The sequence below is a fragment of the Polynucleobacter sp. UB-Tiil-W10 genome, assembly GCF_018881605.1.
In the GTDB taxonomy this organism is placed as follows: Bacteria; Pseudomonadota; Gammaproteobacteria; order Burkholderiales; family Burkholderiaceae; genus Polynucleobacter.
Window position 1 is genome coordinate 1073381 of sequence record NZ_JACVPZ010000001.1, and the last position, 19310, is coordinate 1092690.

Annotated in this window: 18 protein-coding genes; 12 read left to right on the forward strand and 6 right to left on the reverse strand. The window is 46.0% G+C overall.

Translation table 11 applies throughout. The features are described 5' to 3' along the window. Positions 1-7: 7 nt before the first annotated feature. Positions 8-913 carry a shikimate dehydrogenase gene (aroE, locus tag ICN33_RS05470; RefSeq protein ID WP_216195187.1) on the forward strand — a complete coding sequence of 302 codons (906 nt, stop codon included), beginning with the start codon at positions 8-10 and terminating at the stop codon, positions 911-913. 9 nt (positions 914-922) lie between these two features. Next, entirely contained in the window at positions 923-1654 is a 732-nt protein-coding gene (mtgA, locus tag ICN33_RS05475; RefSeq protein ID WP_216195189.1) for a monofunctional biosynthetic peptidoglycan transglycosylase, read from the forward strand. Positions 1655-1700: 46 nt separating this feature from the next. Here the strand turns inward: mtgA and pyrF are convergent, their stop codons facing one another. Next, the gene (gene pyrF, locus ICN33_RS05480) at positions 1701-2546 is read right to left on the reverse strand and encodes an orotidine-5'-phosphate decarboxylase (protein ID WP_216195191.1); all 846 of its coding nucleotides are present in this window, start codon (positions 2544-2546) and stop codon (positions 1701-1703) included. 73 nt (positions 2547-2619) lie between these two features. Here pyrF and corA point away from each other — a divergent pair, with 73 nt between their 5' ends. Then, complete coding sequence (gene corA / locus ICN33_RS05485; protein ID WP_215358999.1) at positions 2620-3585, forward strand: magnesium/cobalt transporter CorA; 966 nt, start codon at positions 2620-2622, stop codon at positions 3583-3585. 20 nt (positions 3586-3605) lie between these two features. Here corA and ICN33_RS05490 read toward each other — a convergent pair whose 3' ends face one another. From ICN33_RS05490 to thiL, 3 genes are read right to left on the reverse strand one after another with little or no spacing between them, the layout of a single operon-like run. Then, positions 3606-4085, reverse strand: coding sequence for a CinA family protein (locus ICN33_RS05490; protein WP_216195193.1), 480 nt, complete (start codon positions 4083-4085; stop codon positions 3606-3608). A 9-nt stretch (positions 4086-4094) separates the two neighbouring features. Continuing rightward, a complete protein-coding gene (locus ICN33_RS05495) occupies positions 4095-4655 on the reverse strand; it encodes a phosphatidylglycerophosphatase A (RefSeq protein WP_216195195.1) in 561 nt (186 codons plus the stop codon). Then, complete coding sequence (thiL, locus tag ICN33_RS05500; protein ID WP_216195197.1) at positions 4652-5677, reverse strand: thiamine-phosphate kinase; 1026 nt, start codon at positions 5675-5677, stop codon at positions 4652-4654. The genes ICN33_RS05495 and thiL overlap by 4 nt, the downstream gene beginning before the upstream one ends. Positions 5678-5781: 104 nt before the next feature. Between thiL and ICN33_RS05505 the strand changes: the two genes are divergently transcribed. Both ICN33_RS05505 and ICN33_RS05510 read left to right on the forward strand, forming a co-directional pair. Continuing rightward, a complete protein-coding gene (locus ICN33_RS05505) occupies positions 5782-8103 on the forward strand; it encodes an NADP-dependent malic enzyme (RefSeq protein WP_216195199.1) in 2322 nt (773 codons plus the stop codon). Between the two features lie 128 nt (positions 8104-8231). Beyond that, a complete protein-coding gene (locus ICN33_RS05510; RefSeq protein WP_215321414.1) occupies positions 8232-8852 on the forward strand; it encodes a barstar family protein in 621 nt (206 codons plus the stop codon). A 33-nt stretch (positions 8853-8885) separates the two neighbouring features. On the opposite strand, the gene ICN33_RS05515 is transcribed toward ICN33_RS05510, so the two are convergent. Beyond that, positions 8886-9647, reverse strand: coding sequence for a 16S rRNA (uracil(1498)-N(3))-methyltransferase (locus ICN33_RS05515; protein WP_216195201.1), 762 nt, complete (start codon positions 9645-9647; stop codon positions 8886-8888). Between the two features lie 43 nt (positions 9648-9690). On the opposite strand from ICN33_RS05515, the gene tkt reads away from it, so the two are divergent. Both tkt and gap read left to right on the forward strand, forming a co-directional pair. Continuing rightward, the gene (gene tkt / locus ICN33_RS05520; RefSeq protein WP_216195203.1) at positions 9691-11685 is read left to right on the forward strand and encodes a transketolase; all 1995 of its coding nucleotides are present in this window, start codon (positions 9691-9693) and stop codon (positions 11683-11685) included. A gap of 25 nt (positions 11686-11710) precedes the next feature. After that, positions 11711-12739, forward strand: coding sequence for a type I glyceraldehyde-3-phosphate dehydrogenase (gene gap / locus ICN33_RS05525; RefSeq protein WP_216195205.1), 1029 nt, complete (start codon positions 11711-11713; stop codon positions 12737-12739). 123 nt (positions 12740-12862) lie between these two features. Here the strand turns inward: gap and fur are convergent, their stop codons facing one another. Next, entirely contained in the window at positions 12863-13306 is a 444-nt protein-coding gene (fur, locus tag ICN33_RS05530) for a ferric iron uptake transcriptional regulator (protein WP_216196564.1), read from the reverse strand. 103 nt (positions 13307-13409) lie between these two features. On the opposite strand from fur, the gene ICN33_RS05535 reads away from it, so the two are divergent. The 5 genes from ICN33_RS05535 to holA all read left to right on the forward strand — a co-directional run bounded on the left by ICN33_RS05535 (position 13410) and on the right by holA (position 19292). Next, complete coding sequence (locus ICN33_RS05535) at positions 13410-14081, forward strand: outer membrane protein assembly factor BamE (RefSeq protein ID WP_255530672.1); 672 nt, start codon at positions 13410-13412, stop codon at positions 14079-14081. A gap of 70 nt (positions 14082-14151) precedes the next feature. Then, complete coding sequence (dapB, locus tag ICN33_RS05540) at positions 14152-14952, forward strand: 4-hydroxy-tetrahydrodipicolinate reductase (protein WP_216196566.1); 801 nt, start codon at positions 14152-14154, stop codon at positions 14950-14952. Positions 14953-14994: 42 nt separating this feature from the next. Further along, positions 14995-17667, forward strand: coding sequence for a leucine--tRNA ligase (gene leuS, locus ICN33_RS05545; RefSeq protein ID WP_216195207.1), 2673 nt, complete (start codon positions 14995-14997; stop codon positions 17665-17667). 21 nt (positions 17668-17688) lie between these two features. Further along, entirely contained in the window at positions 17689-18216 is a 528-nt protein-coding gene (lptE, locus tag ICN33_RS05550; RefSeq protein ID WP_216195209.1) for an LPS assembly lipoprotein LptE, read from the forward strand. Positions 18217-18230: 14 nt separating this feature from the next. Next, positions 18231-19292, forward strand: a complete 1062-nt coding sequence (holA, locus tag ICN33_RS05555) for a DNA polymerase III subunit delta (RefSeq protein ID WP_216195211.1) — start codon at positions 18231-18233, stop codon at positions 19290-19292. The last annotated feature ends 18 nt before the right edge of the window (positions 19293-19310 follow it).

A 19310-nucleotide genomic window follows, 5' to 3' on the forward strand; every position in this document is an offset into this window, starting at 1 on the left:
AGTCATCATGAGTTCCACAAATACCAGCGCCCTGCATACTGATCCAAGCCTTTTCTCGGGTATGGATGTCTATGCAGTGGCTGGAAATCCAATTTCTCACAGTAAATCACCATTGATTCATCAGCGTTTTGCAGAGCAAGCTAAGCAGCGTATGCACTATGGTCGACTTCAGCCTGAGATGGATTCTTTTGCCCAAGCCGCTAAGGCATTTTTTGCTGCGGGCGGAAAGGGGATGAATGTCACCGTGCCATTTAAGCTGGATGCTCAAAATCTGGCTGATGTATTAACGCCACGCGCGCAACTAGCGGGCGCAGTCAACACCTTGTGGAAAATAGAAGGCAAAATTTTTGGTGATAACACTGATGGAGCTGGATTAGTGCGTGATCTTTTGGCGCAGGGCATTGCACTTCACAGTGCTCGTATTCTGCTGATCGGTGCTGGTGGAGCTGCGCGTGGAGTAATTGGCCCCTTGCTTGAGCAATCTCCAAAGGTCCTCATCATTGCTAATCGCTCAAGCGCTAAAGCAGATGAGTTGGTAAAACTCTTCGCTGATTTAGCTGCATCTCAAGAGGTTGCGCTGGAATCTCGTACTTTGGCTGAATTGGAAGACAGTGCCAAAACCCAACATCCTTTTGATTTGGTTATTAATGCTACTGCTGCAGGCTTAACCGATCAGTCTCCGTTAACGCCGAAGGCAGTCAGCAATATTTTTATGCCCAGTTCTTTTGCTTATGACATGGTTTATGGCAAAACGACTGCATTCATGCAGCAGGCCTTGCAGCGAGGCGCACGCGTCAGTGACGGTCTTGGAATGTTGGTAGAGCAAGCTGCTGATGCCTTCTTGTTATGGCGGGGCTCACAACTAGCGACCGTTATTAATCCTCGTGCAGTATTGGCGGAGTTACGTAGTTAGTTTGCCCTGATGCGCTGGCTTCTTTACCCAGTGAAGTGTTTGCTAGCAGGGTTTGTAGCAATGCAAATCTTTTTTGCGTTGCAAATAGCCCTCTGGATTAATTTGGATCCCAGCAGCACTGCATTTCAGAGGGCGGAGCGTTGGCGCTTATGTAGCTGGCATTGGACTTGCTCAGTGCAGTCGAAATGGGTGCCTTATGACAAAATCTCTAATAACCTGAAGCGTGCTGTTTTAGTTAGCGAAGACGATATTTTCTTTCAACATAAAGGCGTGCGAGTGGAAGATATGCAAAAAGCCTGGCAGAAAAATCAACAAAAGAGCCAATCAGGTAGTAAATCTAAAACTGCCTTACGAGGCGGATCGACTATTACCCAGCAGTTAGCAAAAAATTTATTTCTGTCTTCAGAGCAAAACTATTTGCGCAAGGGGCAGGAACTCATCATCACTGGGCTTTTAGAATTAACACTGTCCAAGCAAAGATTATTTGAGATTTATCTCAATTCAGTAGAGTGGGGCGAGGGTATTTTTGGAATAGGTGCTGCTTCTCAGCACTATTACGCTGTAAGTTCGGCGGGGTTGGATCGAGAGCAGGCTGCAGCGCTAGCCTCTGCTCTACCGGCACCAAAGTGTTTTGATAAGCAACAGTATTGTCGTAAAGCCAATATTCACTTTCCGACTCGCCAAGAATTTATCTTAGAAAATATGGATCGTGTGGCCTTAGCACCCTACCCCAAGAGGTAAGAAAGATACTTCGCTTTAGGGTTGTAATCCAAGCTTCCTGATTAAATTATTTGCTTGCAGCGGCTCGAAGTGCATCACGAGTACTTGCCGCAACAGCTCTAGCTGCTTGAGCAAAATCAGCTCCTGAGCTGGCATATAAAATGGCTCTCGAGGAATTAATGATCATGCCGGTTCCTGGCTTGTTGGCTATTTTTCCAGCGCTGACAGTGGCATCAATATCCCCGCCTTGAGCCCCAATACCTGGGATTAATAAAGGCATATCACCAACAATGGCACGTACTTTAGCGATTTCTTCTGGAAAGGTTGCGCCCACGACGAGGCTGATCTGACCGGAACTGTTCCATTGCTGTGCTGCAAGTTTGGCCACATGGAGATAAAGAGGCTCCCCATCGGGAGCTACATTCAGAAACTGCAAATCAGAGCCTCCGGGATTAGAGGTGCGACACAAGACAATCACCCCTTTGCCTGCATGCTTAAGGTAAGGTTCAATTGTGTCAAAACCCATATATGGGTTCACAGTGACTGCATCGGCGCCGTAGCGATCAAAGGCTTCAAGCGCGTAATGATCAGCAGTACTGCCGATATCCCCACGTTTGGAATCCAGGATTACGGGGATATGAGGGTATTTATCTTTGAGATGTTTAATGAGCTTTTCTAGCTGAGCCTCTGCTCTTTGGGAGGCAAAGTAGGCAAATTGAGGCTTGAATGCACAGACTAGATCCGCGGTTGCATCAGCGATTTCTCGGCAGAACTCATAGATGCCCTCGGGTTTCCCTTGCAGGCTAAGGGGCAAGCGCTTTGGGTCTGGGTCAAAACCAACGCACAGCATGCTGCCTTGAGAAGCCCATGCGGACTGGAGTTGCTGGGTAAAGGTATTTGAGCGAGAGTTCATTGGATTTAGCTTATTTTAGTGAAACTGTCATGTTCTATAGGATAAACTAGCGCACATTCCTTAGGAGTTCACCATGATCAACTTGTTCGTCCTGCAAAATGGCCGCCTCTCTCAAGAGCAAGTCGAAGATCGCAATGAATTGTTGCAATACGCCAATCCTATCTGGATTGACGTCGTTGATCCAGAAGAAGAGGAATTGATTTGGATTAAAGAGGCGTTTGGTGTGCTTTTGCCCGAGTTAGATGACTTGGGCGACTTAGAAGCTTCTGCGCGTTACTTTGAGGCAGATGACGGTCACCTCCATATCCGCACTGACTTCTTGTTGGATGAAGAAGAGACCTCTCGCAACGTTCGAGTTGCATTTGTTCTTACCAAGCAAGTGCTGTTCTCAATTCATGACGAAGATTTGCCAGTATTCCGCTTGGTTCGCTTGCGTGCGCGTTTGCGTCCAGGATCAGTCAGCAATGCAAAAGATGTGTTGCTCGATCTGTATTCGACTGATGCTGAATATTCTGCTGATGCCTTAGAAGAAGTTTATGAAAATCTTGAGCAGGCCGGTAAGCGAGTCTTGCAAGATGACATTAACGATGCGGATGCTGAGCAAGTTCTCGAAACAATCGCTAAAGAAGAAGATACCAACGGGCGTATTCGTCGCAATGTGATGGATACCCGCAGAGCCTTGTCTTTTCTAATGCGCAGCAAGTTACTCTCTGATGAACAGCAAGAAGAAGCGCGTCAAATTTTGCGCGATATTGATTCTTTGGAAAATCACACCGCATTCTTATTCGATAAGATTAACTTCTTGATGGATGCTACCGTTGGTTTCATTAACTTGAACCAGTCCAAGATCATCAAGATCTTCTCGGTGGTATCAGTAGCCTTAATGCCACCAACTTTGCTAGCTAGCATTTGGGGTATGAACTATAAGCACATGCCTGAGTTGGATGCAACCTGGGGTTATCCAATGGCCATAGGTGCCATGGTGGTTTCAGCAATCATTCCGCTTTGGTACTTCCACAGCAAAGGTTGGATGAAGTAATTGGCAGTTTGGCTTTGTGCTTAACTTCGGAGTAGTGCGATTAACTCAGTAAGTGCAAATTCAGTTGCTTGCCGTCTTACTGCTTGACGATCGCCGTCAAAACGCATAGTTTTAGTCAGACTTTGATTCTCAGTAGCCCAACCAAAACAGACTGTTCCCACTGGTTTATCTGCTGAACCGCCGGATGGCCCTGCAATTCCAGTGATGGAGATGGCTACATCACCACCTGAATTGATTCGGGCACCTTCTGCCATGGCCTTTGCAGTCTGCTCACTCACCGCCCCATGGGACTCAATGAGTTGGGCTGGAACACCAAGACACTCGTTTTTAGCTTCGTTGCTATAAGTGATATAGCCACGTTCAAACCATTCGCTTGAGCCAGCTAGCTCGGTAAGAGTGGCGCATACAAGGCCGCCAGTGCAAGACTCCGCTAACGATAGTGTCCAATTTCTGGAGAGCAAAATATCAGCCAAGGTTTTAGTGAGATCGCTGGCGTTCATTGAGGTTCATTATTTAATTAAGAACTGTATTAAAGCCATCACGAGCAGCGTACAGAACGCGGCCGCTAGATCATCCACCACAATGCCAAATCCACGCCATATGATTTGAAGATAAGTTGAATGTTGAGCGGCATCACTCGCAGCACTTTTAAAGTGATGATCAATCATCCCTATGGGGCCTGGCTTCATTGCATCAAAAAATCGAAATAGCGCAAAAGCAATCATCTGCATCCAAATATTAGTCGGCATGATGAAGATCAGCACCAGCCAAAAAGCAACGATCTCATCCCAAACAATGCCACCAAAATCTTTTTTACCCAATTCTTCACTGACAAAACCGCAAATCCAGCAGCCGAGCAAAATACCGCCACCAATAATCCACAGGAAGTCTTCAGTACTGAGAAAATATTCACCTATTAGAAAGGCCGCCCAAGCCCAGAGGGTGCCGGCAGTGCCCGGAGCTACAGGGCTTAGGCCGCTACCAAAGCCAAAAGCAAGAGTGCGGCTAGCGGTTTGGAATACCCATTTGAAGGTTGGCTTCACCTCTGCAGGATGATGAAGATTCGTCATATTGCAAAGTGATCAAATGAGTTTAAAAGGGGTGCTGTTTCTGCATCACTCAGAAGTATGCCAAATGTATCCAGTAAATATATTTCTTCTTCAACATCTTTTTTAGGGAGTGTTTTGCCAATCAATGTTAAAGGCAGGTTGAGTGAATGACTAATAGTTTGAATGATATCGCGCTGACTAGATGGTGCTGTAAAGCAAATTTCATAATCATCTCCACCACATGCTGCAAACAAGTTTTGAATGGAAGACTCTTGTTTTTTCAAGATACTCGACTTGGGTAGCTTATCCAAGATGATCTCTGCATCGACATGTGACTGCTTCAGAATGTGACGTAAGTCACCAAGCAATCCATCGGATACATCCAAAGCGGCGCTCGCAATATTTCTTAATTGGATCCCCAATTCAATTCGGGGGGTTGGCTGATGCATGCGGTGTTCGATTTCCTGCAAATCATCAGCAGGTAGATTTATTTCATGACGCAGTGCAGCAAGTACGAGCCTTGCATCACCAACTGCACCGGATATCCAAATATCGTCACCAGGTTTTGCCCCTGAGCGGCGAATGGCTTTCCCGCTGGGGGTGGCACCAAAAGCAGTAATGGAGATAGTGAGGGGGCCAGCAGTAGTATCGCCACCGATTAGAGGGCAAGAATATTCTTTGGCGATGGCAAGAAGACCCCTAGAAAATCCTTCGAGCCAGTGGCTATCAGCCTTTGGAAGGGCAATTGCCAGCGTAAATCCTAGCGGCCTTGCACCCATAGCTGCTAGGTCTGAAAGGTTGACTGCAAGGGCTTTGTGGCCCAATAGCTCAGGATTGGCGTCTGGAAAAAAGTGTCTGCCTGCAATCAACATATCGCTAGTAATGGCAACTTCTGCATTTTCTGGTGGTCTGAGTAGGGCGCAGTCGTCGCCAATCCCTAAGGCAATTGATTGATCAGCATTGGCACCCAAAGAATCCGCTCCTGTTTTAAAGAAGCGTTCGATCAGGTCAAATTCTCCAAGGGGTTTCGAATGAGAAGACATACCCCATTTTATGGCTGTTATGTGGTCAATGCCCGAGAGGAATAGAATTGAACACTTAAAGTCTTAGATATACGAAGATAAGACAGAACTTAGCGAGTTAGCGGATGAGCAAAGAAAATAGTAAAGAACAACAAATTGCAGCCTTAAGAGAGGCTGCTCTTCAGTACCACGAATTTCCTACCCCGGGCAAAATTGAAATTGCCCCAACCAAGCAACTGACCAATCAACGAGACTTAGCGCTGGCATATACGCCTGGTGTTGCTGCTCCTTGTGAAGAGATTGTTAAAGATCCGGCGAATGCTTTCAAGTACACGGCACGTGGAAATTTAGTTGGCGTGATCACGAACGGCACCGCTGTTTTAGGTTTGGGAAATATTGGACCGCTAGCTAGTAAGCCGGTGATGGAAGGTAAAGCAGTTTTATTTAAAAAATTCGCCGGCATTGATGTTTTCGATATCGAAGTTAATGAAAACGATCCTGATAAGTTAGTAGAAATAATTGCGGCATTAGAGCCAACATTTGGCGGCATCAATTTAGAAGACATTAAGGCCCCTGACTGTTTTGTGGTTGAGCGTAAGTTACAAGCGCGCATGAAGATTCCGGTCTTCCATGACGACCAGCACGGCACAGCCATTGTTGTGGCGGCAGCTATCCTGAATGGCTTGAAGGTAGTTGGCAAGAAAGTAGAAGAAGTAAAACTTGTTACTTCGGGTGCGGGTGCGGCAGCATTAGCCTGTTTAGATTTATTAGTTGACCTTGGTATTCAGCGTAAAAATATTTGGGTTACTGACTTAGCTGGTGTTGCATATAAGGGCCGTAAAGAATTGATGGATCCTGAGAAGGAGCCATTCTGCCAAGAGACAGATCTGCGCACGCTCGATCAAGCAATTGAAGGTGCTGATATTTTCTTGGGACTTTCTGCCGGCGGTGTATTGAAGCAAGATATGGTCAAGAAGATGGCGCCTATGCCATTGGTTTATGCCTTGGCAAATCCAACCCCTGAAATCTTGCCTGAAGAAGTAAAGGCAGTTCGTCCAGACGCAGTGATGGCAACGGGCCGTACTGATTATCCAAATCAAGTAAATAACGTTTTGTGTTTCCCATTCATTTTTCGTGGCGCTTTAGATGTGGGTGCAACCACCATTACTCGTGGCATGGAAGTCGCAGCAGTCAAGGCTGTAGCGGAGTTGGCTCAAGCGGAACAGAGTGAAGTGGTGGCATCCGTTTACGGTATTGAAAATCTATCTTTTGGTCCGGAATATTTGATTCCAAAACCATTTGATCCCCGTTTAATCACAGTGATTGCGCCAGCCGTTGCTAAGGCTGCAATGGATGATGGTGTGGCTTTGCGTCCAATTAAAGATTTCGATGCGTATCGCAATCAGTTGCAGCAATTTGTGTACCACTCAGGTACTTTGATGAAGCCGCTCTTTAGTATTGCAAAGCGCGTCCCAGCCAATCAAAAACGCATTGTGTTTGCCGAGGGTGAAGACGAGCGTGTATTGCGTGCAGTACAGATCATTATTGATGAGCACCTTGCTACACCGATTTTGATTGGGCGCCCAGCCGTTATTGAACATCGCATTGAGAAGTTTGGTTTGCGCATGAAGGCGGGCGATGACTTTGAGTTTGTTAATCCAGAAAATGACTCACGCTTTCGTGATTTCTGGCAAACCTACCTTGCCCTTACTGAGCGCAAGGGTGTCACACAATCGTTTGCTAAGTTAGAAGTACGCCGCCGTAATAGTTTGATTGGAAGTCTTTTAATTCAAAAAGGTATGGCAGATGGCATGATTTCTGGCACGGTTGGAAATATCGCCACGCACTTAAAGTATGTTGATGAAGTGATTGGGCATGAGCCTGGCGCGAATGTTTATGGTGCGATGTCAGGTTTAATTCTTCCGGGGCGCCAAGTATTTTTGGTAGACACCCATATTAATCTTGACCCTACTGCCGAACAGTTGGCAGATCTCACTCTCATGGCTGCTAGTGAAATGAGAAAGCTGGGGCTAGCTCCTAAGGTTGCACTTCTATCCCATTCCAATTTTGGTTCAAGCAACGCACCATCAGCAATCAAAATGCGCGAAGTATTGGCATTGCTACAAAAAGCAGATCCAACTCTTGAGGTTGATGGAGAAATGCACGGTGATAGCGCCTTGGATGCAAGCATTCGTGAGGGCGCAGTATCTTCTTCTGCGTTGAAGGGCGATGCCAATCTGTTGGTTTTGCCAAATATTGACGCTGCAAATATTTCTTACAACTTGTTAAAAACAGCGGCGGGCAATGGCATTGCAATTGGCCCATTGTTGTTAGGTGTTGCTAAGCCGATTCATATTCTCACTCCAGCGGCGACTGTTCGCCGTATTGTGAATGTGACAACTTTGGCAGTTGTGGAAGCGGCAAGCAACGCTAGAGGTATTTCTTAAGAATTGGTAATTTATGTAAGTTAGCAATAACTTACATAAATTATTTCTATATAAATCAGTGTGTTATATAAAATGCACTGTATTTGGGCTTGATTTGATGGCGTGTTACGGGTAACCTAGCACCCATCATGAATAATCGCTCTGAAAACAGCAATACAGCCAGCTTCGATGAACACAGCCGCGCTGAAAGTTGGGATAGCAATGATCGACTCGAAACTGAGTCATCGGCTGCCAATATTTACGCTGAAGGCGGTTTATCTCGTTTACAAACCTATGCAGCAAATCAAGTTTCGGGGAAAAAAGTGACAGCTTCTTGGCGTGCCGCTTTGGCCGTTCGCGATGCCGGACCGCCGGCAATGTTGCGCAGTGTGCGACCTAATATCGTGCAATCTATTCGTGCTTTCCGTACTCCTGATTTACAGGAAGCGGCCACTGAATTGGGTCAGCACTTTATTTATGCCAATTGCGCCAATGCCATGACTAAAGGCGAAGTATTGGAGTCGATTGCAATTGCTTACTCGTTTACAAAGCAGCAGGCAAAAAACTACGATCCTCTTTTGGATGCCTTGACTACTACAGTTGATAAATCAGGCCCACAGCCTGGCTTTGTGGTGGTGCTAGAAGGTTTGCCATGTACTCAGAAGTTTGACAAAGAAGCTCGTGAAACACTTTTAGATGTTTTCCGCGATGCCGTTGATTTCTGGGCCGAGCGCCGTACTCCATATCGCGTCTTCTACTCTTTTGCTTAATTGCTAAAGCCTTAGAAGTTCTGTAAATCGCCTCTAATTGAGGCGATTTTGCATTTCAGGGTTCCACACACTATGAACTGCTGTAATAGCCACAACGCCCGCTGTTTCAGTTCTGAGCACCCGCTCACCTAGGGAGACTAATTGAAAGCCAGCAGCTTGCGCTTGAGCCTCTTCTTCGGGAGAGTGGCCCCCTTCCGGTCCGATCATCAGGACAATATCTTGGGGATTATTTTCTATCAGCACTGAATACATGCTTTTGGTGGCATCAGGACTTAGTAGTAGCTTGAGAGCAGGCTTTGGGCTTGCGATTAAATAAGCTTCAAATGTTTGTATCGGTTCCAGACTGGCAAAAACGGTCCGGTCGCATTGTTCACAGGCTGCCTGGATAATCCCTTCCCAATGGGCAATTCGCTTCTGGGCACGCTCTAAATCGCTAGAACGCGTCAGTTTTAGGATGGACCGCTCACATTGCATGGGCGCAATATTTTGCGCGCCAGTCTCGACCGCTTTTTCTACAATCCAGTCCATTTTGTCGCCACCGGCTAGTCCTTGGGCCAAAGTAATGGCGTATGGGGCCTCCCGATGAGTGTCAGTACGGATATCCGTTAACTGAACTTGACCGATTTTTCCACTCAAAGATAAGAGCTCTCCCTTGGCAATTTGGCCTTTACCGTCAAATACTGGGAAAAATTCCCCGGTTTGGATGCGTCGAACACGCAGATGGTGGGCAACCTCAGGTGTGAGGGTGGTTGGCTTTTGGGATTCCCATGGTCCGGGAAGATAAAATTGAGGCATTACTGAAATATAGCCAATTAATTTTCCAGAGACCACTTTTACGATGTCAAACCTTCAAATTCGTATGGCCAATGCCATTCGCGCTTTATCCATGGATGCAGTACAGCAGGCAAATTCAGGCCACCCTGGTATGCCAATGGGTATGGCAGATATTGCTGTTGGTCTTTGGAATGAGCATTTAAAACATAATCCAACAGATCCGCATTGGATTGATCGTGATCGTTTTGTTTTATCCAATGGTCACGGATCAATGTTGTTGTATTCACTCCTACATCTATCTGGTTACGACTTACCGATTGAAGAGTTAAAAAATTTCCGTCAATTGCATAGCAAGACTCCAGGACATCCTGAGTATGGAATTACTCCTGGAGTAGAAACAACGACTGGCCCACTTGGTCAGGGAATCTCTAATGCAGTTGGTATGGCGCTTGCAGAAAAATTACTTGCAGAAGAATTTAATCGTCCCGGCCTTAATGTCATTGATCACTACACCTATGTATTTTTAGGTGATGGTTGTTTAATGGAGGGCATTAGTCATGAAGTGTGTTCTTTGGCTGGCACGCTAAAGCTAAATAAGTTAATTGCATTATGGGATGACAACGGTATCTCGATTGATGGCAAAGTTGTTTCATGGTTTAACGAAGATACTCCTAAGCGTTTTGAAGCCTATGGTTGGAATGTCATTCGTGATGTGGATGGCCATGATGCTGAGGCTGTATCAGCGGCAATTACTAAAGCCAAAAAGAGCGATAAGCCAACTCTGATTTGCTGCAAGACCGCCATTGGTCAAGGCTCGCCAAATATGGCTGGTAGCGATAAAGTGCACGGCTCACCATTGGGCGCCACTGAAATTGCAGCAACTCGCGTAGCGCTGAATTGGCCTTATGCGCCATTTGAAATTCCGAAAGATATTTATGCAGCATGGGATTTTAAGAAGCGTGGCCAAACGGCTGAGCACGAGTGGAATAAAGAATTCCAAAAATACAAAACTAAATATCCAGAGCTCGCTTCTGAGTTACAGCGTCGTATGGAGGGTGAATTATCCAAAGATTTTTCGTCTACATTAAATGCGTATTTGAAAACTTGCCAGACAAAGGCGGAGACAATCGCTACTCGTAAAGCAAGTCAAAATGCAATTGAAGCTTTGGCACCTGCTTTACCAGAATTTATGGGAGGCTCCGCTGACTTAACGGGATCCAATTTAACAAATTGGTCCGCATGTAAGGCGGTGCGCGCTGATCAATGGGGTAACCATATTAATTATGGTGTGCGTGAATTTGGTATGAGCGCGATCATGAATGGAATTGCCTTGCATGGTGGCTATATTCCATTTGGTGGCACTTTCTTAACCTTCTCGGATTACAGTCGAAACGCTTTGCGTATGGCTGCTCTGATGAAGTTACGTAGCATTTTTGTCTTTACCCATGACTCGATTGGTTTGGGGGAAGATGGTCCGACTCATCAATCTGTTGAGCATGTGGCTAGCTTACGTTTGATCCCTAACTTGATGGTGTGGCGCCCTTGTGACACCACAGAGAGTGCTGTAGCTTGGGGCGCAGCTGTTGAGCGTAAACATGGTCCTAGCGCCTTGATTTTTAGCCGCCAGAACTGCCCATTTGTATCTCGAACTGCTGCTCAAATTAAAGATATCGCACGTGGTGGTTACGTCTTGCGAGATCCTCAGTCTGGAAAGATTGATGCAGTCATCATCGCCACCGGCTCTGAAATTGCGCTTGCATTGCAAACCGCTGCACGTTTAGAGACAGAAGGTTTGGGAGTTCGAATTGTTTCGATACCTTCCACCACTGTTTTTGATCAACAAGATGCTGCGTATAAAGCAAAGGTATTGCCAGCCAATATTCCACGTATCGCAGTTGAGGCAGGCGTAAGTGATTTCTGGTGGAAGTATGGTTGCGCTGCTGTACATGGTGTAGATACCTTTGGTGAGTCTGCACCTGCGCCACAGCTCTATGAATATTTTGGTTTAACGGTTGATCAAATTTCAAAGACGGTTAAGCAATGCATCGCGAAGAAATAAATTCAATATTAGCAAGGGGAAATAAATGACAATTCGTGTCGCAATTAATGGTTATGGACGTATCGGTCGCATGGTATTGCGTGCTTTGTATGAGGATCAAGTAAACGGCAAGCCACGCCGCGATATCAAGATCGTTGCGATCAATGCGATGGGTGACATTGCCATCAATGCCCACCTTACCCAATACGACTCTGCGCATGGCCGCTTCCCCGCAGAAGTTTCTGTTGATGGTGATTGCATGGTGGTCAATGGCGATCGTATCAAAATGTTCTGTACACGTAATCCTGCAGAAACCCCATGGGGTGAATTGGGTGTAGATTTAGTTTTAGAGTGCACTGGTAAGTTCACTTCAAAAGAAAAAGCCATGATTCACATTGAGCAGGGCGCAAAGAAAGTGTTAATTTCTGCTCCTGGTGAAAAAGATGTGGATGCAACCATTGTGTATGGCGTGAACCAAAATGTATTGAAGCCAAGCGATGTTGTTGTATCTAATGCAAGTTGCACAACAAACTGTTTGGCTCCATTGGTGAAGCCGCTGCTAGAAAAAATTGGCATCGAGTCAGGTTTGATGACTACTATTCACGCATTCACAAATGATCAAGTGTTGACTGATGTGTATCACAAGGATATGCGTCGCGCGCGTTCAGCTGTAACTAGCATGATCCCTACGAAGACTGGTGCCGCTAAAGCTGTTGGCTTAGTTCTTCCCGCTTTGGCAGGTCGCTTTGATGGTTTTGCGATGCGCGTGCCAGTCATAAACGTTTCAGTCGTTGACCTCACTTTTGCTGCAAGTCGCCCCACGAGCGTGAACGAAGTGAACTCCATTCTGAAAGCCGCCAGTGAAGGTGAGCTCAAAGGCATTTTAGGATTCAATACATTGCCATTAGTCTCTATCGACTTCAACCATGACCCGCGTCCAAGTATTTATGATGCTTCTCAAACCCGTGTATCCGCCGATGGCAAATTGGTAAAGGTATTGGCTTGGTACGACAACGAGTGGGGTTATTCAGTGCAGATGCTAAATGCTGCTGAAGCTTTGATGGCTGTAAAGTGATAAAAAATAGCTAAGAGTGTCTAAAAGTTGTTAAAAAACGCTTAAATCTTCTTTTTAAGCTTAGTTTTGTAAAAAAGACCTCAATTTGAGGTCTTTTTTTGTGCCCAAGGCGTTAAAAACTGCTTATTTAGGCTGTTTATTGCGACAATTTTTCTTCAGACAGTGCCCATACATCGCCAAAGCATGCTCTTGGAGCTTAAAACCGAGATTTTTAGCAATATCACGCTGTCGTTTTTCAATAGCTTCGTCCACAAACTCTTCCACATGGCCACAATCGATGCATACCAAATGGTCATGGTGCTGACCTTCATTGAGCTCATAAATCGCCCGGCTATCACCCTTACTGGACTCAAAATGGCTACGTAAGAGCAGGCCAGCCCGCTCAAATTGGGTCAGCACTCGATAGACCGTTGCCAGGCCAATTTCTTTGTCCTCTTTGGCTAAGGCCATAAAGACATCTTCGGCGCTAAAGTGGGTGCCACCATTTTGGTGGAAGAAATCGAGGATTTTCATCCTTGGACCAGTCGCTTTTAGGCCGATATCGCGTAAATCTTCAGGGGTAGGGATTTGGGTCATATTTATGGCATTGGGAGCTAAAATCAATGTCTTAATGATACGGCCAGCCATGCAAAATTGCCTTGAACTTTTTACCCGTTTTTTGAGTCCCGTTTTGAGGGGAACGTTTTCTTCTGCTCGACTAGGAATTGTTACGCTTACCCTGTTTGGTTTGCTGGGGGTAGCTGGGTGCACGTCTGCGGTTGATGAAACTCAACGCGCTTGGATGAACAAGGTTTTTAGGCCTTATGTTCCTGACGTTGTGCAAGGCAACTTCATATCTAGTGAACAGTATTCCAAATTGCAGTTGGGTATGACACGTGAACAGGTGCGTCAAATTTTAGGCACTCCATTGTTGGCGAGTTACTTCCATGCAAATCGATGGGATTACATTTTTGAATTTAAGCGCTCTGGTCAGCCGATTGGCAAAGAGCGACACGTCACAGTGTTTTTTGATGGCGATAAAGTGGTGAAGTTTGAAGGCGATGCATTGCCAACTGAAATAGAGTTGGTTGCTGAGATCGACAACTACTCCAAGACAAAGCGCTCGTTTTGGGACATCATGACTGGATCCAATAAGCCGCCGGTCACACCGCCGTTGCAGCAGCCAGAATTACTGGTACCAAGCAAGACCGATAATTTACCAGCTGGAGCAGCAATACCTGCCGCCACCACTAGTAGTTCATTCTGGGATTTTTTTAGTTTCTCGAAAAAAGATCCAGATGTTCAGCCTCAGCCATTAGGTCCAGGAGCTCTCAATATTCCTCAGGCTGGTGAAGCAAAGTAAAAATTACTTTTATGTTGATGCTGAAGTGAGTTCCATCAGCAATTTTGAATAAGAAGCGAAGACACTAATGATGAAGATAGCAATTGCAGGCGCAACCGGGCGTATGGGTAAGATGTTGATTGAGGCTGTACTCAACTCAGCGGATACACAATTGGTTGGCGCGCTCGAACATAACGCTTGCCCACAATTGGGTGAAGATGCTGGCGCGTTCTTGGGTAAAAAAACTGGCGTACTTATTTCCTCTGATGTCGCTCAGGTTCTTGCGAATGCACAATTTTTAATTGACTTCACTAGACCTGAAGGCACGATGGCACATTTGGCTGTTGCTGAAAAGACTGCTACCAAAATGATTATTGGTACTACGGGTCTGACTATTGACCAAATTGCTAGCTTGAAAAGAGCCTCTACAAATTTAGCTATTGTGTTTGCTCCAAACATGAGTGTTGGTGTTAATGCGACTTTTAAGTTATTGGAGATTGCCGCCAAGATGCTTAATCAAGGCTATGACATTGAGATTATTGAGGCTCATCATAAGCACAAGGTAGATGCTCCTTCTGGTACTGCGCTCAAGATGGGCGAGGTGATAGCAGATGCTTTAGGTGAAAAGCTCGATGATGTTGCTGTCTATGCGCGCGAAGGCCATACCGGTGAACGCAAAGAAGGTTCAATTGGTTTTGCAACTATTCGTGGTGGCGATATCGTCGGTGATCACACCGTGTTATTTGCTGGTGATGGTGAGCGTATAGAAATTAGTCATAAATCCTCAAGCCGTCAGTCCTATGCCCAAGGATCATTGCGCGCTGCGCGTTTCTTGCAAAACCAAAGCAATGGTTTATTCGACATGCAAGATGTTTTGGGTTTGCGCAAGTAATTAGTCAATCAATTAAAAATAGAAGAAAAGAGTTGTCGAAGAATGAGTAAGGATTACGACCACCGCAGTATTGAAGCGGCAGCGCAAGCTGATTGGGAAAGTGCGCAAGTCTATCAAGTGGCAGAGAATGCAGTTGATGCACTAGGCCAACAAAAGCCCAAGTACTACGCTTGCTCAATGTTGCCTTACCCTTCTGGAAAGCTCCACATGGGGCACGTACGCAACTACACCATCAATGATGTGATGGCTCGTCAGCTTCGAATGCAGGGTTTTAACGTCTTAATGCCCATGGGCTGGGATGCATTTGGTATGCCTGCAGAAAATGCAGCGATTCAGAACAAAGTGCCACCAGCAAAATGGACTTACGACAACATTGCTTATATGAAGAAGCAAATGGCTGCGATGGGTTTAGCTATCGATTGGTCGCGTGAAGTGGCAACTTGCAGTCCTGATTACTATCGCTGGAATCAGTGGCTCTTTTTGAAGATGTTAGAAAAGGGTATTGCCTATCGCAAAACACAAGTAGTGAATTGGGATCCAATTGATCAAACTGTTTTAGCGAATGAGCAGGTGATTGACGGTCGCGGTTGGCGCTCTGGGGCTTTGGTTGAGAAGCGTGAGATACCGGGCTATTACTTCAATATTACTGCTTATGCAGAGCAATTACTTTCTGGCTTAGACGGTTTAGGTTGGCCTGAGCGCGTTAAGACAATGCAGCAAAACTGGATTGGTAAAAGTCACGGCGTACGATTTGCTTTTAGGCACGAGATTGCCGACGATCATGGTAACTTTATTCAAGATGGACTCTTGTATGTGTTTACTACGCGTGCAGACACCATCATGGGCGTTACTTTCTGTGCGGTAGCGGCTGAGCATCCTTTAGCTACTAAGGCGGCCGCCAATAATCCAGAGCTTGCTGCATTCATTGAAAAATGCAAAACGGGTAGTGTGATCGAAGCAGATTTGGCGACTCAAGAAAAAGAAGGCATGTTTACCGGTTTGTATGTCACACATCCCTTGACGCAGGAACCTGTACCGGTCTGGATTGGTAACTATGTATTGATGTCCTACGGCGATGGGGCCGTCATGGGTGTTCCTGCGCACGATGAGCGCGACTTTGCTTTTGCTCTCAAGTATGACTTGCCAATTAAGCAAGTCATTGCCCTCAAAGGCGAGTCGCCCATGTTTAATACCACTCGCTGGGAAGATTGGTATGCCCAAAAAGACGATGTCGTTTGTTTTAATAGCGCTCAGTTTGATGGCCTATCCCATGAAGAGGCAGTGAGTGCTGTTGCGAAAGAATTAGAAAAGCTAGGTATTGGCGAAATGAAGACTACCTATCGTTTACGTGATTGGGGTATTTCTCGTCAACGTTATTGGGGTACGCCAATTCCGATTATTCATTGTGGCGATGAGAGTAATCCAGGTTGTGGTGCAGTACCTGTGCCTGAGGTAGATCTACCTGTTGTGTTGCCGGAAGATTGTGTACCTGATGGTAGTGGCAACCCACTGAATAAACGCGCTGACTTTTTGAATGTGAAGTGCCCGAAGTGCGGCAAGCCTGCGCGTCGTGAAACTGACACGATGGATACCTTTGTAGATTCCTCTTGGTATTTCATGCGCTATACCGGCCCTAATGCCAAGACCATGGTGGATGAGCGTAATGAATATTGGATGCCAATGGACCAATATATTGGTGGCATTGAGCATGCGATTTTGCACCTGCTCTACGCGCGCTTTTGGACTAAGGTCATGCGGGATCTCAAGCTCATTACTTATGAAGAGCCGTTTCAGAATTTACTGACCCAAGGTATGGTTCTTAACGAGACTTATTACTCCGAAGATGCTTCGGGTAAGAAAACTTGGCTTAATCCTTTGGATGTGGAATTAGACCTTGATGAAAAAGGTCGCCCTCAAGGCGCTAAGTTGATCGGAGATGCTTCCAATACACCCGTTGTCATTGGCGGTGTTGAGAAGATGTCGAAGAGTAAAAATAACGGTGTTGATCCTCAGGCCTTGATTGATCAATACGGGGCAGATACTGCGCGTTTATTTGTAATGTTTGCTGCCCCTCCTGAACAGCAACTGGAATGGTCAGGTGCTGGCGTGGATGGCGCATCTCGCTTCTTACGTAGGATATGGATGTACTCTAGTAGTCAAGCAAGCGCATTGCACGATGCCTCGGAAAACTTGCCCGACAACTTGAGTGATGCTGAAAAAGAATTGCGTCGCGATGTCCATACGATTTTGAAGCAAGCTAACTTTGATTATCAGCGTCGCCAGTACAACACAGTTGTTTCTGCGGCCATGAAGATGCTCAATATTCTTGAGCCCATTAAGTTGGATCAGAATGCTGCCATTAGCGCGCCGGTATTGCGTGAATGCTTGAGTATTTTGTTACGTATTCTTTATCCAGTGGTTCCTCACTTAACTCACGTCTTGTGGAAAGACCTTGGGTATACCAAGAATTTTGGCCTCTTGCTGGATGCGCCTTGGCCTTCTGTTGATGAGGCAGCTTTAGTGCAAACAGAGCTCACTTTAATGCTCCAAATTAATGGTAAGTTACGCGGCGATATTAAAGTGCCTGCAGATGCCACCAAAGAGGAAGTAGAGTCTTTAGCTTTGCAAAGTGAGCCTGCACAAAAGGTGCTAAATGGTGGCGCACCTAAAAAAGTGATTGTGGTACCCGGTCGTTTGGTCAATATTGTTGCCTAACCTTTTACAGAAACTAAAGCGATGAGCGTAAATCACCTGCGACGTGCAATGTTGGGTTTAATTGCCGCGGCACCTCTGAGTGGCTTACTTGCTTGCGGATATCGCTTGCGAGGTATGGTGGATTTGCCATTCAAGGTGATTGCGATTACAGGGAATCCGTCTCCACCCTTAAGGGCAGATTTGCAGACGGCAATTTTGACTGGCACAGATGCCAAAGTAGCCATTAACCCTAAAGATGCAGATCTCATCCTAGAAATTACCAATGATATTAATGGCCGCGAGATTTTGGCTTACAACTCAAATGGTCAGGTATCTGCCTATCGACTCAATATTCGCGTTGGCTTTAGAGCATTTGATTTGGCTGGGGCTGAAGTTGTGCCTGAGTCTGAGATTTACATGACTCGCGATATGGACTTCACGGTTTCAACGGTTTTGGCTACCGATGTTCAAATTCAACAATTCTTAACTCTAATGCGTAAAGATTTAGCTATTCAAATCTTACGTCGCGTTGCTGCTGCTGCAAGAGCGCCGCAAGTCAGAGCATTCTAGAGGTGAATTAAGGCATGGTTAAAGTGGATGCCTTGCAAGTGCACTTAAAGTCTTTGAACTCTAGTGCTGCCATGTTGCCATTGTATGTTTTTAGTGGTGATGAGCCGCTATTGATGATGGAAGCAATGGATCAACTGAGGGCTGCGGCCAAGAAGCAAAACTTTACCGAGCGTGAGGTGTTGTTACAGGAACGCGGCTTTGACTGGAGTGCTTTATTGAGTGCTGGGCAGACCATGTCTTTATTTGGTGATAAGCGTTGGGTGGAGTTGCGCATTCCAACGGGCAAGCCTGGTCGCGATGGGGCGGATGCGTTAAAGCAGTTTGCTACTCAAATTGCATCTCAAAAGAATGGACCTGAGGGTCCGGATACAGTAGTTTGTATTATTTTGCCCCGCTTAGATGGTAAGACAAAGACATCAGCTTGGTTTAGCGCTCTAGATGATGCGGGGATGGCTATTCAGATTGACTCATTGGATCGTAGTCATTTACCGCATTGGATTTCTGGCAGATTGAAGCGTCAAGATCAAGAGGTTGAAGCGGGACCTGAAGGTCAACGCGCACTTGAATTTATTGCTGATCAAGTGGAGGGTAATTTAATTGCTGCCCATCAAGAGATTCTGAAGTTGGGCCTGTTGTACCCCACTGGAAAATTATCTGATGAGCAAATTCGCTCTTCTATTCTGAAGGTGGCGCGTTATAACGTCTTTGAATTAACTGAGGCCATGCTTTCTGGTGACCTCGCTAGGCTCAATCGCATGTTGGATGGTTTAAAAGGCGAAGGAGAGCCACTGGTATTAATTCTGTGGAGCGTAACTGAAGAGCTTCGGATACTATCTAAATTGAAGGCAGCAAGTGATGCAGGCGAATCTGTACAGAATCTCATGCGAGCCAACCGGATCTGGGGAAATAAAGAACGTTTATATCCAGCGGCACTAAGAAGGGTTCAGCCCCTCAAGCTGCGTAGGGCAATGCAAGTTGCTGCGGGCTTAGATCGCCAAGTAAAAGGGTTGTATGCGGCAGAATTGCCAGCAGACCCTTGGGATGGTTTGCGTTTGGTCGGAAATTTACTGCGTTAAGAAATAAGAGAGTTAAAA

Bases quoted from the DNA above. Each gene is read 5' to 3' on its own strand.
- aroE (WP_216195187.1), top strand. From the start codon at position 8: ATGAGTTCCACAAATACCAGCGCCCTGCATACTGATCCAAGCCTTTTC.
- mtgA (WP_216195189.1), top strand. From the start codon at position 923: ATGCGCTGGCTTCTTTACCCAGTGAAGTGTTTGCTAGCAGGGTTTGTA.
- pyrF (WP_216195191.1), bottom strand. From the start codon at position 2,546: ATGAACTCTCGCTCAAATACCTTTACCCAGCAACTCCAGTCCGCATGG.
- corA (WP_215358999.1), top strand. From the start codon at position 2,620: ATGATCAACTTGTTCGTCCTGCAAAATGGCCGCCTCTCTCAAGAGCAA.
- ICN33_RS05490 (WP_216195193.1), bottom strand. From the start codon at position 4,085: ATGAACGCCAGCGATCTCACTAAAACCTTGGCTGATATTTTGCTCTCC.
- ICN33_RS05495 (WP_216195195.1), bottom strand. From the start codon at position 4,655: ATGACGAATCTTCATCATCCTGCAGAGGTGAAGCCAACCTTCAAATGG.
- thiL (WP_216195197.1), bottom strand. From the start codon at position 5,677: ATGTCTTCTCATTCGAAACCCCTTGGAGAATTTGACCTGATCGAACGC.
- ICN33_RS05505 (WP_216195199.1), top strand. From the start codon at position 5,782: ATGAGCAAAGAAAATAGTAAAGAACAACAAATTGCAGCCTTAAGAGAG.
- ICN33_RS05510 (WP_215321414.1), top strand. From the start codon at position 8,232: ATGAATAATCGCTCTGAAAACAGCAATACAGCCAGCTTCGATGAACAC.
- ICN33_RS05515 (WP_216195201.1), bottom strand. From the start codon at position 9,647: ATGCCTCAATTTTATCTTCCCGGACCATGGGAATCCCAAAAGCCAACC.
- tkt (WP_216195203.1), top strand. From the start codon at position 9,691: ATGTCAAACCTTCAAATTCGTATGGCCAATGCCATTCGCGCTTTATCC.
- gap (WP_216195205.1), top strand. From the start codon at position 11,711: ATGACAATTCGTGTCGCAATTAATGGTTATGGACGTATCGGTCGCATG.
- dapB (WP_216196566.1), top strand. From the start codon at position 14,152: ATGAAGATAGCAATTGCAGGCGCAACCGGGCGTATGGGTAAGATGTTG.
- leuS (WP_216195207.1), top strand. From the start codon at position 14,995: ATGAGTAAGGATTACGACCACCGCAGTATTGAAGCGGCAGCGCAAGCT.
- lptE (WP_216195209.1), top strand. From the start codon at position 17,689: ATGAGCGTAAATCACCTGCGACGTGCAATGTTGGGTTTAATTGCCGCG.
- holA (WP_216195211.1), top strand. From the start codon at position 18,231: ATGGTTAAAGTGGATGCCTTGCAAGTGCACTTAAAGTCTTTGAACTCT.